Annotated in this window: 16 protein-coding genes and 2 pseudogenes; 12 read left to right on the top strand and 6 right to left on the bottom strand. The window is 71.1% G+C overall.

The annotated features are described in order from the left end of the window. The first annotated feature begins 8 nt into the window (after nucleotides 1–8). A complete protein-coding gene (locus ACYQ0U_RS07455) occupies nucleotides 9–941 on the top strand; it encodes a DNA-3-methyladenine glycosylase family protein (protein ID WP_459971142.1) in 933 nt (310 codons plus the stop codon). 238 nt (nucleotides 942–1179) lie between these two features. On the opposite strand, the gene ACYQ0U_RS07450 is transcribed toward ACYQ0U_RS07455, so the two are convergent. After that, nucleotides 1180–2439 carry a phospholipase D-like domain-containing protein gene (locus ACYQ0U_RS07450; protein ID WP_459971140.1) on the bottom strand — a complete coding sequence of 420 codons (1260 nt, stop codon included), beginning with the start codon at nucleotides 2437–2439 and terminating at the stop codon, nucleotides 1180–1182. A 58-nt stretch (nucleotides 2440–2497) separates the two neighbouring features. On the opposite strand from ACYQ0U_RS07450, the gene uvrB reads away from it, so the two are divergent. The 4 genes and pseudogenes from uvrB to ACYQ0U_RS07430 all read left to right on the top strand — a co-directional run. Further along, nucleotides 2498–4615 carry an excinuclease ABC subunit UvrB gene (gene uvrB, locus ACYQ0U_RS07445; protein WP_459971138.1) on the top strand — a complete coding sequence of 706 codons (2118 nt, stop codon included), beginning with the start codon at nucleotides 2498–2500 and terminating at the stop codon, nucleotides 4613–4615. Between the two features lie 63 nt (nucleotides 4616–4678). After that, nucleotides 4679–5965, top strand: coding sequence for an MFS transporter (locus tag ACYQ0U_RS07440; protein WP_459971136.1), 1287 nt, complete (start codon nucleotides 4679–4681; stop codon nucleotides 5963–5965). 9 nt (nucleotides 5966–5974) lie between these two features. Next, entirely contained in the window at nucleotides 5975–6550 is a 576-nt protein-coding gene (locus ACYQ0U_RS07435; protein ID WP_459971134.1) for a hemerythrin domain-containing protein, read from the top strand. Between the two features lie 122 nt (nucleotides 6551–6672). Then, nucleotides 6673–6957: pseudogene (locus tag ACYQ0U_RS07430) on the top strand (MmcQ/YjbR family DNA-binding protein); the annotation flags it as partial. Between the two features lie 96 nt (nucleotides 6958–7053). Here ACYQ0U_RS07430 and ACYQ0U_RS07425 read toward each other — a convergent pair. Next, entirely contained in the window at nucleotides 7054–7740 is a 687-nt protein-coding gene (locus ACYQ0U_RS07425; protein WP_459971132.1) for an ion channel, read from the bottom strand. Further along, complete coding sequence (locus ACYQ0U_RS07420) at nucleotides 7737–8282, bottom strand: DUF1707 SHOCT-like domain-containing protein (RefSeq protein WP_459971410.1); 546 nt, start codon at nucleotides 8280–8282, stop codon at nucleotides 7737–7739. Before ACYQ0U_RS07420 ends, ACYQ0U_RS07425 begins: the two co-directional genes overlap by 4 nt. A gap of 164 nt (nucleotides 8283–8446) precedes the next feature. Here ACYQ0U_RS07420 and ACYQ0U_RS07415 point away from each other — a divergent pair, with 164 nt between their 5' ends. The 7 genes and pseudogenes from ACYQ0U_RS07415 (at nucleotide 8447) to ACYQ0U_RS07385 (ending at nucleotide 12394) form a co-directional block, all read left to right on the top strand. Further along, on the top strand, nucleotides 8447–9001 hold the full coding sequence (locus ACYQ0U_RS07415; RefSeq protein ID WP_459971130.1) for a hypothetical protein: 555 nt from the start codon (nucleotides 8447–8449) through the stop codon (nucleotides 8999–9001). Continuing rightward, nucleotides 8998–9555 carry a hypothetical protein gene (locus ACYQ0U_RS07410; protein WP_459971128.1) on the top strand — a complete coding sequence of 186 codons (558 nt, stop codon included), beginning with the start codon at nucleotides 8998–9000 and terminating at the stop codon, nucleotides 9553–9555. The genes ACYQ0U_RS07415 and ACYQ0U_RS07410 overlap by 4 nt, the downstream gene beginning before the upstream one ends. Nucleotides 9556–9592: 37 nt before the next feature. Then, entirely contained in the window at nucleotides 9593–10558 is a 966-nt protein-coding gene (locus ACYQ0U_RS07405; RefSeq protein WP_459971126.1) for an NAD(P)/FAD-dependent oxidoreductase, read from the top strand. A 9-nt stretch (nucleotides 10559–10567) separates the two neighbouring features. Next, a complete protein-coding gene (locus ACYQ0U_RS07400) occupies nucleotides 10568–10759 on the top strand; it encodes a ferredoxin (RefSeq protein WP_459971124.1) in 192 nt (63 codons plus the stop codon). A gap of 4 nt (nucleotides 10760–10763) precedes the next feature. Then, the gene (locus tag ACYQ0U_RS07395; RefSeq protein WP_459971122.1) at nucleotides 10764–11135 is read left to right on the top strand and encodes an SDR family NAD(P)-dependent oxidoreductase; all 372 of its coding nucleotides are present in this window, start codon (nucleotides 10764–10766) and stop codon (nucleotides 11133–11135) included. Continuing rightward, nucleotides 11135–11886: pseudogene (locus tag ACYQ0U_RS07390) on the top strand (glucose 1-dehydrogenase). The gene ACYQ0U_RS07395 and the pseudogene ACYQ0U_RS07390 overlap by 1 nt, the downstream one beginning before the upstream one ends. 10 nt (nucleotides 11887–11896) lie before the next feature. Next, nucleotides 11897–12394 carry a PPOX class F420-dependent oxidoreductase gene (locus tag ACYQ0U_RS07385; protein ID WP_459971120.1) on the top strand — a complete coding sequence of 166 codons (498 nt, stop codon included), beginning with the start codon at nucleotides 11897–11899 and terminating at the stop codon, nucleotides 12392–12394. 3 nt (nucleotides 12395–12397) lie between these two features. Here the strand turns inward: ACYQ0U_RS07385 and ACYQ0U_RS07380 are convergent, their stop codons facing one another. The 3 genes from ACYQ0U_RS07380 to ACYQ0U_RS07370 form a co-directional block, all read right to left on the bottom strand. Next, nucleotides 12398–12673 carry an ANTAR domain-containing protein gene (locus tag ACYQ0U_RS07380; protein WP_459971118.1) on the bottom strand — a complete coding sequence of 92 codons (276 nt, stop codon included), beginning with the start codon at nucleotides 12671–12673 and terminating at the stop codon, nucleotides 12398–12400. A gap of 82 nt (nucleotides 12674–12755) precedes the next feature. Continuing rightward, the gene (locus ACYQ0U_RS07375; protein WP_459971116.1) at nucleotides 12756–13712 is read right to left on the bottom strand and encodes a helix-turn-helix transcriptional regulator; all 957 of its coding nucleotides are present in this window, start codon (nucleotides 13710–13712) and stop codon (nucleotides 12756–12758) included. Nucleotides 13713–13872: 160 nt separating this feature from the next. Beyond that, a complete protein-coding gene (locus tag ACYQ0U_RS07370) occupies nucleotides 13873–14478 on the bottom strand; it encodes a TetR family transcriptional regulator (protein ID WP_459971114.1) in 606 nt (201 codons plus the stop codon). Between the last annotated feature and the right edge of the window lie 152 nt (nucleotides 14479–14630).

Genomic DNA, 14630 nt, shown 5'->3' with positions numbered 1-14630 from the left:
TGGCCGTGATGGAGGGACGGGTGCGGGACTGGCGGCCGGGCTGGCCGTGCGCGGTCGGCTCCGTGCTGCGCAGGCACAAGCGAGGCGGAGGCGACCCGACGTACAAGATCGTCGGCGAGACCCACTGGCGCGCCCTGCGGACCCCGGTCGGGCCGGCCACCCTCGCCCTCCGCCCACGCTCCGACGAGGGCGTGGTGCACGCGGAGGCGTGGGGTCCGGGCGCGGCGTGGGCGCTCGACGGCGTGCCGGCGCTGCTGGGCGCCGAGGACGACGTGTCCGGCTTCGACGCGGACCGGCACCCCCTGCTCGCCGAGGCCTGGCGGCGTTACGGCCACGTGCGGATCGGTCGCACCGGCCTGGTCATGGAGGCGCTCACGCCGGGGATCATCGAGCAGAAGGTCACCGGGCAGGAGGCGTTCGCGGGCTTCCGGATGCTCGTGCACCGGTACGGCGAGCGCGCGCCCGGTCCCGGCGCGGACCTGAGGCTCTGGGTGCAGCCCGACGCCGTGACCATCCGGCAGGTGCCGTCGTGGGAGTGGCTGCGGATGCACGTCGACCCCGCGCGCTCCCGCGCGCTGGTGACAGCCGCCCGGGTCGCGGACTCCCTCGAGCGCACCGTGGGCCTGCCCGGGGACGAGGTGGAGCGGCGGCTGACCAGCCTGCCCGGCATCGGCGTCTGGACCGCCGCGGAGGTCCGCCAGCGCGCCCACGGCGACGCCGACGCGGTGTCCTTCGGCGACTACCACGTCGCCAAGGACCTCGGCTGGGCCGTCGCCGGCCGCGAGTTCAGCGACGAGGAGATGGCCGAGTTCCTCGAGCCGTGGCGCCCCCACCGCGGCCGGGTCCCGACGCTGCTCGCGCTCGGGGTCGGCCGCCGGCCGCGCCACGGCGCCCGGATGGCCCCGCGCACCCACCTGCCGGCGACGGTGACCCGGCGTTAGAGCGGTGAGCCTGGGTGCGCGGGAGAGCGCCGGTTGGTGACCAAACCGCAGGTGGGAGCGCTTCCACTCTGCGGTTGGTGACCAAACCGCAGGCCTGTGGCCGTTGCGGACCTGCCGGCGCCCGGGTGGCCCGCGGCCGGCCGGCCGAGCTCGCCGACTGGTCAGAAACCGCAGGTGGGAGCGCCCCGACTCTGCGGTTGGTGACCAAACCGCAGGCCCCGGGCCACCCGCCGCCCAGCTACAGCAGCGGCCGCAGCGGCCCCAGGATCATCTCGGTGAACTTGCGGTGCAGGTCCCGCGCCTCCCACTCGCCCCGGGTCAGCTCGAGGCTGTTGGACTCGTCGACCGCGTAGATCTCCTCCAGGTGCGCGGCGTAGGCGTCGTCGATCACCTCGACGTTGATCTCGTAGTTCCCCTGGAGGCTCAGCCGGTCGACGTTCGCGGTGCCGACCGTCGACCAGGTGCCGTCGATGGTGGCGGTCTTCGCGTGGACCATCGCGTCGCGGTAGCGGAAGATGCGCACGCCCGCGTCGAGGAGCTGGGAGAAGTAGCCGCGGGAGATCCAGTCGGCCACGATGTGGTTCGACTTCAGGGGGACCAGCAGCCGGACGTCGACCCCGCGCAGCGCGGCGTCCTTCATCGCGTCGACGAAGTCCTGGTCGGGGCAGAAGTAGGCCTGGGTCATCCAGACGTTGCGGGAGGACCGGGCGATCGCCTCGATGTACATCGAGCGGATGGGGAACATCCACAGCCGCGGCACGTTGCGGTGGAACCGGATGCACGGCTCCCAGGTCGACGCGGTCTCCAGCAGCAGGGGGCGCTCCGACGCACCGAGCCGGCGCCGGCGGTTGAGGTTCCAGAAGTCCGCGAAGGCCCGCTTCAGGTCCCAGACGCCGGGCCCGGTGATCCGGACGTGGGTGTCGCGCCACTCGGTGGCGTACGCCGTACCGATGTTGTAGCCGCCGACGAACCCGACCGCGTCGTCGACCACGAGGATCTTGCGGTGGTCCCGGCCGTAGCGGGAGAAGTCGAAGAACCGCCAGCCGGCCGCGTAGATCGGGTACCGCAGCACCCGCATGTTCGGCGGGAAGCGCTTGAAGCGCGGCGAGACCACCAGGTTCGCGAAGCCGTCGTAGATCGCGTAGACCTCGACGCCGCGGTCGGCCGCGGCCGTGAGCGCGGCCTTGAATCGCTCGCCGACCTCGTCGCCCTTCCAGATGTAGGTCTCGAAGAGGACCTGGCGCTCGGCCCGGCCGATGGCGTCGAGCATGGCGTCGTACAGGTCCTGGCCGTAGGTGTAGGTCGTCAGGGCCCCGTCGCCCACCGGCACCTCGCGCGGAGCCGAGACGGGGAACGGCTTCGGCTTCTTGCCCCGGCGGCGGTAGGAGTCGACGAGCGACATCCCGACCGCGAGCGCCAACTGGATCCCGACGACGGTGAACAGCGTGCGCCGCAGCAGGCGCAGCAGCCGCTCGGCGACGGTCCGGGGGCTGCTCACGAGGGTCAATCTATCGGGGGACCAAGGAGTGTCGGTGCCGCCGTCTACGCTCGAAGACATGCGACCAGTGACCGACCTCGAGCGCCGCGTGGCGCCCTTCAAGGTGGAGTCCGACTACCAGCCGTCGGGCGACCAGCCCGCGGCGATCGCGGAGATCTCCAAGCGGATCAAGGGTGGCACCGAGGACGTCGTGCTCCTCGGTGCGACCGGCACCGGCAAGACGGCCACCGTCGCGTGGGTGGCCGAGCAGCTCCAGCGGCCGATGCTGGTGATGCAGCCGAACAAGACGCTCGCGGCCCAGTTCGCCAACGAGCTGCGCCAGCTCTTCCCGAACAACGCAATCGAGTACTTCGTCTCCTACTACGACTACTACCAGCCCGAGGCCTACGTCCCGCAGACGGACACCTACATCGAGAAGGACTCCTCGATCAACGAGGAGGTGGAGCGGCTGCGCCACTCGGCGACCAACAGCCTGCTCACCCGGCGCGACGTGATCGTGGTCAGCACCGTGTCCTGCATCTACGGCCTCGGCACGCCGCAGGAGTACGTCGACCGGATGATCCGCCTCAAGGTGGGCGAGGAGCACGACCGCGACTCGATCCTGCGGCGGCTGGTCGAGATCCAGTACACCCGCAACGACATGACGTTCACCCGCGGCACGTTCCGGGTGCGCGGCGACACCCTCGAGATCTTCCCGGTCTACGAGGAGCTCGCGGTGCGGGTGGAGTTCTTCGGCGACGAGATCGAGCGGCTGATGACCCTCCACCCGATCACCGGCGAGGTGATCACCGAGGACGCCGAGCTCTACGTCTTCCCCGCCACCCACTACGTCGCCGGCCCGGAGCGCATGGAGCGGGCGATCAAGGGCATCGAGCTCGAGCTCGAGGACCAGCTCGCGAAGTTCGAGCGTGAGGGCAAGCTGCTGGAGGCCCAGCGGCTGCGGATGCGCACCACCTACGACATCGAGATGATGCGCCAGGTCGGGTCCTGCTCGGGCATCGAGAACTACTCGATGCACATCGACGGCCGCACCCGCGGCTCGGCGCCGAACTGCCTGCTCGACTACTTCCCCGAGGACTTCGTGCTGGTCGTCGACGAGTCGCACGTCGCCGTCCCGCAGATCGGCGGCATGTACGAGGGCGACATGTCCCGCAAGCGCAACCTGGTCGACCACGGCTTCCGGCTGCCGAGCGCGATGGACAACCGGCCGCTGCGGTGGGAGGAGTTCCTCGACCGGATCGGCCAGACCATCTACCTCTCCGCGACGCCGGGCAACTACGAGCTCGACAAGGTCGGCGGCGACACCGTCGAGCAGATCATCCGCCCGACCGGCCTGGTCGACCCCGAGGTGATCGTGAAGCCCACCAAGGGCCAGATCGACGATCTCATCCACGAGATCAACACCCGCGTCGAGCGCAACGAGCGGGTCCTGGTCACCACGCTCACCAAGAAGATGTCCGAGGACCTCACCGACTACCTCCTCGACGCCGGCATCCGCACCCGCTACCTCCACTCCGAGGTCGACACCCTCAAGCGGATCGAGCTGCTGCGCGACCTGCGGCTGGGGCAGTACGACGTGCTGGTCGGCATCAACCTGCTGCGCGAGGGCCTCGACCTGCCCGAAGTGTCGCTGGTGGCGATCCTCGACGCCGACAAGGAGGGCTTCCTCCGCTCGGACAAGTCGCTGATCCAGACGATCGGCCGCGCGGCCCGCAACGTGTCGGGCCAGGTCCACATGTACGCCGACAAGATCACGCCGTCGATGGAGTCGGCGATCGACGAGACCAACCGCCGCCGGGCCATGCAGGTGGCCTACAACGAGGCACACGGCATCGACCCGCAGCCGCTGCGCAAGAAGATCGCCGACATCACCGACATGCTGGCCCGCGAGGAGGAGAGCACCCAGGAGCTGCTCGAGACCTGGCAGCACATGGACCCCAAGCACCGGAAGGCGCCGGTGCCCGCGCTGTCACGGATGGCCGGCGGCGAGGCAGGTCAGCACAACTTGGACCTGGCCGGGCTGCCGAGCGCCGAGCTCGCCCAGCTGATCCAGGAGCTCACCGACCAGATGAAGGGCGCGGCCGCCGAGCTGCACTTCGAGGTCGCGGCCCGGCTGCGCGACGAGATCGGCGACCTGAAGAAGGAGCTGCGGCAGATGATGGAGGCGACGAAGTGACGGCACGGTCGGTGGCGGGGGGCAACGCGCTCTGCCGGGACCGACCGGCCTAGAGTCGGGGGAGTGACGTCGACCCTCCGCAACGCCTACACGGTCTGGACGGTCGGGCTCCTCCTCTACCTCCTGGCGGTCTTCCACCGCTCGTCGCTGGCGGTCGCCGGCCTCGCCGCCTCCGAGCGGTTCGACATCTCCGCGGCCCAGCTCGCGACGTTCACGATGGTGCAGCTGGCGGTGTACGCCGGCATGCAGGTCCCCGTCGGGCTGCTGGTCGACCGGTTCGGCCCCCGGAGCGTGCTGCTGACCGGCACCGCGCTGCTCACCGTCGGCCAGGCGGCGTTCGCGCTGTCCGAGGGCTACGTGACCGCGCTGGGCGCGCGCGTGCTCGTCGGCATGGGCGACGCGATGACCTTCATCTGCGTCCTCCGGCTGGCGGCGAGCTGGTTCACGGCCCGCCGGATCCCGCTGATGACCCAGCTGACGGGCACGCTCGGCCAGCTCGGCGCGATCCTGGCCGCGATCCCGATGACCTGGGCACTGAGCCACCTCGGCTGGACCGAGGCGTACCTGCTGGCCGCGTCCCTGGGGCTGGTGCTGGCGGTCGCCGTGCTCCTCGTGCTGCACGACACCCCGGAGCGGAAGCACCTCCGCGGCCCCGCGATGTCCCTGGCCGCCGCCCGGAGCAGCCTGGCGGCGTCGTGGGCGCACCCGGGCACCCGGCTGGGGTTCTGGATGCACTTCTCCACGCAGTTCAGCTCGACCACGCTGGCGCTGCTGTGGGGCTACCCGTTCTTCGTCCGGGGCGAGCTCCAGTCGCCGGCGACGGCGGGCCTCCTGCTCACGATCATGATCCTCGCGTTCATGGCCGGCGGTCCGACGCTGGGCTGGCTGGTCGGGAGGCACCCGTGGCACCGCTCGACGATCGTGCTGACGATCGTCTCCTCGATCGTGGCGGTGTGGACCGCGGTCCTGCTGTGGCCGGGCCACGCGCCGCTCTGGCTGCTGGTCGCCCTCGTGATCGTCGTGGGCATCGGCGGCCCGGCGTCGATGATCGGCTTCGACGTCGGCCGCACCTCCAACCCGCAGGAGCGCTTCGCCAGCGCGAGCGGCATCATCAACCAGGGCGGCTTCACCGCCAGCCTGGTCCTGGTCGTCGTGATCGGCCTCGTCCTCGACTGGCGGGCGCCGGGGAGCAGCACGGCGTACACGCCGTCGGACTTCCGGTGGGCGATGTCGACCCAGTACGTCCTCTGGGCGCTCGGGCTCCTCCAGGTCTACCGCTACCGGGTGCGGACCCGCGCGGTCGTGGACCGTGACGAGCTCGAGGGTGTGGTGGCGGGCCCGCCGGGGTAACCACCGGCCATGAGCACCAACATCGACCTGGGTCGCCCCGTGCAGGGCGACGTCGTAGACCTGATCCTGGACGACCACCGCCGCTTCGAGGCGCTGCTGCGCGACCTGCGCGACAGCAGCCAGGACCGGGACGCGGTCCGGCACGCCTTCGCGACGCTGCACGTCGCGCACGCGGAGGCCGAGGAGAAGTACGTCTACCCGAAGCTGAAGCGAAAGCGCGCGGTGGGCGAGGAGGAGGCCGACCACGGCGTCGAGGAGCACGCCGAGGGCAACGAGGCGCTGCTGAAGGTCCTGGAGCTGAAGGGCACCGACACCCAGGCGTTCGAGGACGCGGTGGAGAAGCTCGCCGAGCTGGTCAACCACCACATCACCGAGGAGGAGCTCACGATCCTCAACCCCGCCCGCGAGGACGTCGGGCCGCAGGTGCGCGCCGACCTCGGCCAGCAGTTCGTCGAGGAGCGCAACCGCCAGATCGACGCCGACTGCGGGCAGATCGAGAACGTCCGCCGGCTCGTCGCCGAGGCCCGCAGAGAGGGCCTGCTCGACGACGACGAGGACGAGGACGAGGGCGACGACGAGGACTGACCCCGGTCTGGGAAGCCGGTCGCCGGTCCGCCGGGGTCGCACGTCGAGCGCTGGCTCGGTCACCTGCTGGATGACAACGGGGGTGACGGCGACGAAGACTGGGGTCCGTGGACGTCGAACGGATGCGTGAGCACTGCCTGGCCAAGCCCGGGGCCTGGCCGGACTTCCCGTGGGACCACGAGTACCCGGTGATCAAGGTCGGGCCGGGGGAGCGCGGCAAGATCTTCGCCTTCCTCGCCGCTGACAGCGTCGGCGTCAAGGGCGGGCCGAGCCGCGGGGCGGCCGACGAGTGGCTGGACCGCTTCCCGAACGACGCGACCGTGATGCCCTACATCGGGCGCGCGGGGTGGAACACACTGGCGTTCGGCGGGGCGATTCCGGACGACGACCTGCTCGATGCCGTCGACGAGTCTTACCGCGCCCGGGAGCGAGCGCGAGGCTGTCCACCGCGCGCTGGCGTGGCTCTTCTCTCCGCCCGGCCGAGGCCGCCGCGGTGGCGTCCGTCAAGAGGTGGGGCGCTGCCGCACCACGGCCAGGCTGACCAGGCGGGCGACGACCAGGGCGACGTAGAACACGCCCGCGACCATCTCCACCATCACCAGCGAGCGGGCGTGGCCCCCGACCGGCACCACGTCGGACAGGCCGACGCTGGTGAGGGTGCTGAACGAGAGGTAGAGCAGCTCGAACCAGCCGCGGTCGCCGGTGCCCGCGCCCGGCTCGAGGTCGACGTGGCCGATGAACGAGCCCGGCCAGATGACCTGGCAGGCGGCGTACACGTAGGCGAAGCCCCAGGCCACGACGGTGAAGGCCGCGCCGGTCGCGAAGAGCTCGTCGCGGGTGACGCGGTCGTCGTGGAAGAGGTACTTGAGCATCGCGTAGGAGATGTAGAAGTAGAACGGCACGTGGAAGACCGCGGAGGCGAGCACGATCGCATCGGCGTCGGGCCGGACGGCCTCGAGCACGGTCAGCACCATGGCCGGACCGCCGAGCAGCACGGCGAACCAGGTGAGCGCCGGCGTCAGGCGTACGGCGGCGACCGCGGCGAGCACGACGCCGAGCTGCACGACGCCGACCACGGCCCGGCCGCCGACGGAGCCGCCCAGGAACGGGTAGGCGAGGACCGCGACGAGCTGAGCGATCAGCAGCACCGCCGAGGGGTGGCGCCGGATCGTGTCCCAGTGGCCCCTCACCGCAGCCAGCCCGGCTTCCGCTGGTCCCTCTCGCGCCTCTTCTCCAGCCGCCGGACCTCGCTCTCGATGATCTCGCGTCGCGAGGCGGCCGTGCGGAGGAGGTGGAGCAGGCTGAGCGCGATCACGAACGCCGGCCAGAAGAGGTACGGCTCGAACGTGCCGTTGCGGAAGCAGGTCGCGAACCAGATCGCGGTCGCCACCGTGCTCCAGCCCAGGAACCAGAAGGCCGCGTCGCGCCGCTTGGTCTGCCAGGTGCGCTGGGCGATCCGCTCCAGGTCGCTGCCCGACGCCTGCGCGAGCGAGCGGCGGGAGGTCGGCGGTCGCGGCGCGACCAGGTCGCCGAGCAGGCCGGGCACGTCCCCCAGGTGGCGGACGCCGCCGACGCCCTGGGTGCGCTCGTCGTACTCGGAGCGGTCGAGCCGACCGTCGGCGTACGCCTCGTCGAGCACGGCCTGGACGACGGTCCGGTCGTGGTCGGAGGCGCGCAGGGATGCGCAGCGCGGGTCGCGCGGGTCGTGCGAGAACGACGACCAGACCTCCATCTCCACGCGCACATCGTAGGAGGGCCGCGGTCCAGCCCACGTCTCGGCCGCCGCGAGTGGCGCCGGACCATCGACCTGACCGACGCGCCGATCGACGTCGGCGCGCGCGGGGACACCGTACGATTCGTCGATCAGGGCAACCCGTCGATGCTGGGAGGGGACGCGTGGAAGTGGCTGCTGGTGGGTCCGGTGACGAGCCGGTGACCCCCGGCCCCGGCTCGCGGACACGGCTCGACATCGGCCTCTTCGTGGTCGCCCTGGTCCTGGCCTGCGCCTGCGTCTTCGGTGGCGTGCTGGTCGTCCAGCAGCACCGCGCCGACCAGCGGGCGCAGGAGGTGCAGGAGCGGTACGGCGCCGTGCTGGCCGCAGCGCGCACCGAGGTGGAGGCGTTCATCAACATCGACTACCGCGATGCCCAGGCCAGCATCGACGCCGTCGCCGAGGGCGCGACCGGCGACTTCGCCGAGCAGTACGGCTCCTCGGCCGCCGGCGTGGTCGAGCTGCTCGAGCGGGAGAGGTCGGTGATGGACGGCGAGGTGCTCTGGGCCGGCGTCGCCGACCTCGACGCCGACAGTGCGACCGTCCTGGTCGCGACGACCGGCACCGTGCAGAACCGGTCGACCGGCAACGAGAAGGTCGCCCGCTCCTTCCGGCTCAAGCTCGACCTGGAGAAGGTCGACGACGCCTGGCTCACCCACAACCTGGAGTTCGTGGGATGACCACGCCGCGCAGCTTCAAGCTCGGGTCACGCGACGGGTCGAACGGTCGGAGCCGGACGATCGGGCTGATCGTGGCGATCGTGCTGCTGGTCGGCATCGGCGTCGCCGAGGTCCTCTACCTGGCCCGCGACGACGACCCCACCGTGTCCTCCTCGCGTCCGGTCGTCGTGGGCTACGCCACCCGCGCGGAGGCGGTGCGCACGGCGGCGCAGTCGACGGAGGAGATCCTCTCGACCAGCTTCGAGGACTACGACGAGCAGGTCGAGCGGGCGACGGCGAAGATGACCGACACGTTCGCGGCGGAGTACCGCGAGACGTCCGACGGCATCCGGGACCGGTTCCTCGACCAGCGCACCACGCTCCAGGTGAAGGCCGTGGAGCAGAGCGTGGTGCGGGCCTCGCCCGAGCAGGTGCAGGCGCTGCTGTTCCTCGACCAGTACGTCGAGAAGCGCGAGAACGGCCGGCCGGCGACCGACTTCGCGCAGTACCGCGCGCTCGTGACCGTGGTCCACACCGACCGCGGGTGGCTAGTGTCGGACATCGAGACCCAGTAAAGTAGAACACGTTTCAGTTCGAGCGGAGGGACCGCCGGTGCACGAGACCGACCTGCTGATCATCGGTGCAGGACCGACGGGCCTGTTCGCCGCGTACTACGCCGGCTTCCGCGGCCTGAGCGTCGCCGTCGTCGACTCCCTGCCGGAGCTCGGTGGGCAGATCACCGCGATGTACCCCGAGAAGCAGATCCTCGACGTCGCGGGCTTCCCCTCGGTCAAGGGCCGCGACCTGGTCGAGGGCCTGGTCGCGCAGGCGACGACCGCCGACCCGGCGTACTTCCTCGACCGCACCGCGACCACGCTCGTCGAGGACGAGGACGGCGTGACGGTCGGCCTGGACGACGGCACCGAGATCCGCGCCAAGGCGGTGCTGGTCACCGCGGGCATCGGCAAGTTCAGCCCGCGGCCGCTGCCCGCCGGCGACGGCTGGCTGGGGCGCGGCCTGGAGTTCTTCGTGCCCAGCTTCGCGCCGTACGCCGGCAAGGACGTCGTGATCGTCGGCGGCGGTGACAGTGCGTTCGACTGGGCGCTGCACCTCGAGCCGGTCGCGCAGTCGGTCACGCTCGTCCATCGTCGGGACGCCTTCCGCGCCCACCAGCGCACGGTCGACGCGGTCCGCTCGTCATCGGTCCAGATCGTCACGCGGGCCGAGGTGTCCGCGCTGCGCGGCAACGGCCGGCTGGAGTCGGTGGAGATCACCGTCGACGGCGAGGCCACCGAGCGGCCCGCGCAGGCGGTGGTCGCCGCGCTGGGATTCGTCGCGGACCTCGGCCCGCTCCAGCAGTGGGGGATCGAGGTGCGGAAGCGGCACCTCGTCGTGAACCCCGCCATGCGCACGAACCTGGCCCGGGTGTTCGCGGCCGGCGACATCACCGAGTACCCCGGCAAGGTGCGGCTGATCGCGGTCGGCTTCGGCGAGGCCGCGACCGCCGTCAACAACGCGGCGGTCGTCATCGACCCCACCGCCCACGTGTTCCCCGGACACTCCTCCGAAGGAAGCTGAGGTAGGCACATGAAGATCAAGGTCGACTTCGACCTCTGCGAGTCCAACGCGCTCTGCGAGGCGATGGCGCCGGAGGTCTTCGAGCTGGACGACGACGACTACCTCCAGCTCAAGACCGAGGAGACCACCCCCGAGAACATCGAGTCCGTGAAGCGCGCCGTGGCGGCCTGCCCGCGCGCGGCGATCTCGCTGGAGGACTGAGTCGGTGAGCACCACCTCGCTGGACAGCAGGGTCGCGGTCGTCACCGGGGCCGGGGCCGGGCTCGGACGGGCCGAGGCGCTCGCCCTGGCCGACGCCGGAGCCCGGGTCGTCCTCAACGACCTGCCGGGCGGCGCCGACGCGACCGCGGAGGAGATCCGCTCACGCGGGGGCGACGCGACCGTCGTCCCCGGCGACGTGGGGGAGCGGGGGACCGCCGACGCCCTGGTCGCCGCCCCGGTCGTGGAGCAGCGGTTCGACACGTCCGGGACGCTCTGGACCGCCGACGACCTCGACAAGCAGCTCGGTGGCTACTTCGACGACCGCGACCCCGCGGTCGGCTTCGTCGCCGACGCGATCCTGCAGCTGACGGTGTGATGAGGCTCCAGGGGAAGGTCGCCATCGTCACCGGCGGCGCGATCGGCCAGGGCGCGGGCATCGTCCGCTCGTTCGTGGCCGAGGGGGCCCGCGTGGTGATCGCGGACGTGGCCGAGGAGCAGGGCCAGGCGCTCGCCGAGGAACTCGGCGAGTCCGCTCACTTCGCGCCGCACGACGTCTCCGACGCCGCGTCCTGGGAGGCGCTCGTGGAGGACACCGGCCGGCGCTTCGCCGCGGTCGACGTGCTGGCGAACAACGCCGGCATCCTGCGCTTCGGCGACATCGAGCGGATGCCCCAGGAGGAGGTGGAGCTGCTGTTCCGGGTCAACCAGCTCGCTGCTTCCTCGGCATGCAGGCGGTGGTGCGCACGATGCGCCGGAACGGCGGCGGTTCGATCATCAACGCCTCGTCCGTCGAGGGCCTCGCGGGCATGGCGGGCTGCACGGCGTACGCCGCGACGAGGTGGGCGATCCGCGGCATGACCAAGTGCGCGGCGATGGAGCTCGGCCCGAAGGGCATCCGGGTGAACTCGGTGCACCCCGGCATGATCGACACCCCGACGACGCGCGTGCACGGCGGCGATGCCGCGATGGAGTACGGCGCCTCGAAGGTGCCGCTGCGCCGGGTCGGGCACCCCGAGGACATCGCGCCGCTCTACGTGTTCCTCGCCAGCGAGGAGTCCGAGTACATCAACGGCGCGGAGATCTCGGTCGACGGCGGCGTGACCGCGACGCACGCCTTCGGCGGCTAGGTTTCACGACGTGGCCAACCAGCGCAGCCAGGTCGTGATGACGCACGACGAGCAGGTCGAGTTCCTCAACATGCAGCGGTCGTCGACCCTGGGGACGTTCGGGCCCGACGGGCAGATCCACCTCGTCGGCATGTGGTACGCCGTGATGGACGACCACATCTGGTTCGAGACCAAGAAGAAGGCGCAGAAGACGGTCAACCTGCGCCGCGACCCGCGCTGCTCGTTCCTCGTCGAGGCCGGCCACACCTACGACCAGCTCCGCGGCGTCGCCATCGAGGGCACGGCGGAGGTGATCGAGGACGAGGCCGTCGTGTGGGACGTCTGCGTGAACATCTTCGAGCGCTACAACGGCCCGTACTCGGAGGAGATGAGGCCGTTCGTGGAGTTCATGGCCCACAACCGGTCGGCGCTGCGCCTCGACCCGGTGCGGGTGCGGTCGTGGGACCACCGCAAGCTCGGCCTGCCGGCCATGGAGCTGGGCGGGTCGACCGCACCGTACGTCGAGTAGCGCTCAGCTGTCGGTCGTCGGCAGGCGCCGGGTCTCGACGAGCTCGGCGGCGAGCTCGCGCATCTTGCGGTTGTGCTGCGAGCTCACCCGCTTGAGGAAGCCGAGTGCCGCCTCGGCGTCGAGGTCGTAGCGCTCCATGATGATGCCGACGGCGGTGCCGATCGCCCGGTTGGTCCCGAGCGCCTCCTTCAGCTCCTCGATCTCGGCGCGGGCCCGCAGGAGGTGCTCGTCGCGATCGTCGTGGCCGTCGGGGGCAACCGGTTGCGAGTAGGACGTCATGATGTCGTCGAGTCAACGCCGGTCGGCCCGTCCGGACCACTCCGTGAACGCACGATCGTCCCTCCCGGAACGAACCTCCCGCTCACCGTCGGCGGAGCGTCTCGCTGGGCAGTTCGCCGTACTCCTCGCGGTACTGCGCGCTGAAGCGGCCCGTCCCGAGCACGCCCCAGCGGGCGGCGACCTCGGTGACGGTGACGGTGCCGGCCGGGTCGGCTGCGACCAGCTCGCTGTGGACCCGGTCCAGCCGGACCCGGCGCAGGTAGGCCATCGGGGTGGTGTCGAGGTGGCGGCGGAAGGCGAGCTGGAGGGCGCGCACCGACACGTGACAGGCCGCGGCGACCTCGGTCACGCCGAGGTCGAGGTCCGGGTTCGCCTCCAGGTACGCCACCGCCCGGCGCAGCGTCGCCGGGGTGGCGTCGGTCCGGTCGGCGACCGCGAGCGACGCGTCGAGCGGGTGCTCGGCCCGGTCGAAGGCGGAGAGCGTGGCCGCGCCGAGCATCCGCGTCGCCGCGCCGAGGACCAGCGGGCTCGTGCCGGCGACCGGGTCGGCGACGGTCCGGGTCACGAAGTCGAGCGTGCGCACCCAGGGGCGGGCCTGCTCGGGCGTGAGCTTCTCGTAGCGCAGCCGGCGCAGGATCTCGGCCCCGTCGAGCGCCTCGAGGAAGGCCAGGTCGAACCCGATCAGCTGCATGCGCGCGCCGTCGAGGAAGGCGGTGTACCCGAGGTCCGGCTGGACGAGCACCGCCACGTCGCCGGGGCCGAGCCGGCGGTGCGTGCCCTCGGTCTCGATGTCCATGGTCCGGTCCAGCATCCGCACCACGAGGACCTGGTCGAGCGGGTCGACGGTGTACTCGGTCGCCATGCTGTTCTCGAAGACGTCGAGGCGGACCTCGCCGAGGTCGCAGCGGGACTGCTCGAGGTGGAAGTCCTCGGCGCTGCCGCACACCTTCAGCCGGCTGCCGGCGTACATCTGCGCGACGTGGGCACGGCCCTCCTCCGGATCGGTGGTGACGAACTCCGTGCGGATCGGGGCGTGCATGGTCCTCCTCGCGCGCATCAGCGCACCGTCAAACTACGTCATCCTGTCCGGCTCGAGATCCGGCAGGTTCACCCCGAGGGGTGTGCTGTCGTGCGTCCGGGCTGACCGGGCTGACCGGGCTGACCGGGCTGACCGGGCTGACCGGGCTGACCGGGGATCGTCAGTCGCGCAGGAGCAGCTTGACCGCGACCTCGATCTGCTGACCGGTCTCGACGGCGGTGGAGCGGCCGGTGACCCAGCCGACGAGGGCGGAGAGCCAGACGTCGCCGATGACGCGGGCGATCTGGACGTCCTCCTCGGTGACCTCGTCGTGGCCCTGGGGGTACATCGCCTTGGTGAGCATCGAGGTCAGCAGCATGCCGACCTGGTGGATCTCGGCGGCGACGGAGGAGTCGGCGAACATGAACGCGCGGGTGAGCGCCTCGGTGAGCTGCGGGTCGCTCTGCATCCCGCGGGTGGTCCGCTTGAGCACGTGGATCACGCGCTCGGCGGTGGTGTCGCCCTCGATCGGCCGGTCGCGGAGCGCTGTCTCGGTGCGCTCGAACTCGCGCTGGAGCGCGGACACGAGCAGGTGGATCTTCGAGGGGAAGTACCGGTAGAGCGTGCCGAGGGCGACGTCGGCCCGCTCGGCCACCGCGCGCATCTGGACGGCGTCGAAGCCACCCTGCGACGCCAGCTGGATCGTGGCGTCCAGGATGCGCTTGCGACGGTCGCGCTGCGCGGCTGACCCGAGATCTTCCACGGTCAGCGAGTTGGCGCTGCTCACACGGACCCCTATCCAGTGTTCGAGTGACTGTTCGGTCGAGACGGCGTTGGTCCGCTGAGTCTAGAGAACCCGCGCGAGTCCGCCGATTTCGACGTTGATCGTGGCGACTAGGCTAGCAATTCGTGGTCTAAAGTAGGAACACGTTCCAGTTT

It is taken from the genome of Nocardioides pyridinolyticus, assembly GCF_054653575.1.
The sequence above is the reverse complement of the archived record's forward strand: the minus strand, read 5'-3'. Positions and strand labels throughout refer to the sequence as shown.

What these genes read in the sequence shown, in the direction of transcription:
- ACYQ0U_RS07400 (WP_459971124.1), top strand. Translation starts at nt 10,568, where the DNA reads ATGAAGATCAAGGTCGACTTCGACCTCTGCGAGTCCAACGCGCTCTGC.
- ACYQ0U_RS07435 (WP_459971134.1), top strand. Translation starts at nt 5,975, where the DNA reads ATGAGCACCAACATCGACCTGGGTCGCCCCGTGCAGGGCGACGTCGTA.
- ACYQ0U_RS07380 (WP_459971118.1), bottom strand. Translation starts at nt 12,673, where the DNA reads ATGACGTCCTACTCGCAACCGGTTGCCCCCGACGGCCACGACGATCGC.
- uvrB (WP_459971138.1), top strand. Translation starts at nt 2,498, where the DNA reads ATGCGACCAGTGACCGACCTCGAGCGCCGCGTGGCGCCCTTCAAGGTG.
- ACYQ0U_RS07410 (WP_459971128.1), top strand. Translation starts at nt 8,998, where the DNA reads ATGACCACGCCGCGCAGCTTCAAGCTCGGGTCACGCGACGGGTCGAAC.
- ACYQ0U_RS07455 (WP_459971142.1), top strand. Translation starts at nt 9, where the DNA reads ATGGAGGGACGGGTGCGGGACTGGCGGCCGGGCTGGCCGTGCGCGGTC.
- ACYQ0U_RS07420 (WP_459971410.1), bottom strand. Translation starts at nt 8,282, where the DNA reads ATGGAGGTCTGGTCGTCGTTCTCGCACGACCCGCGCGACCCGCGCTGC.
- ACYQ0U_RS07375 (WP_459971116.1), bottom strand. Translation starts at nt 13,712, where the DNA reads ATGCACGCCCCGATCCGCACGGAGTTCGTCACCACCGATCCGGAGGAG.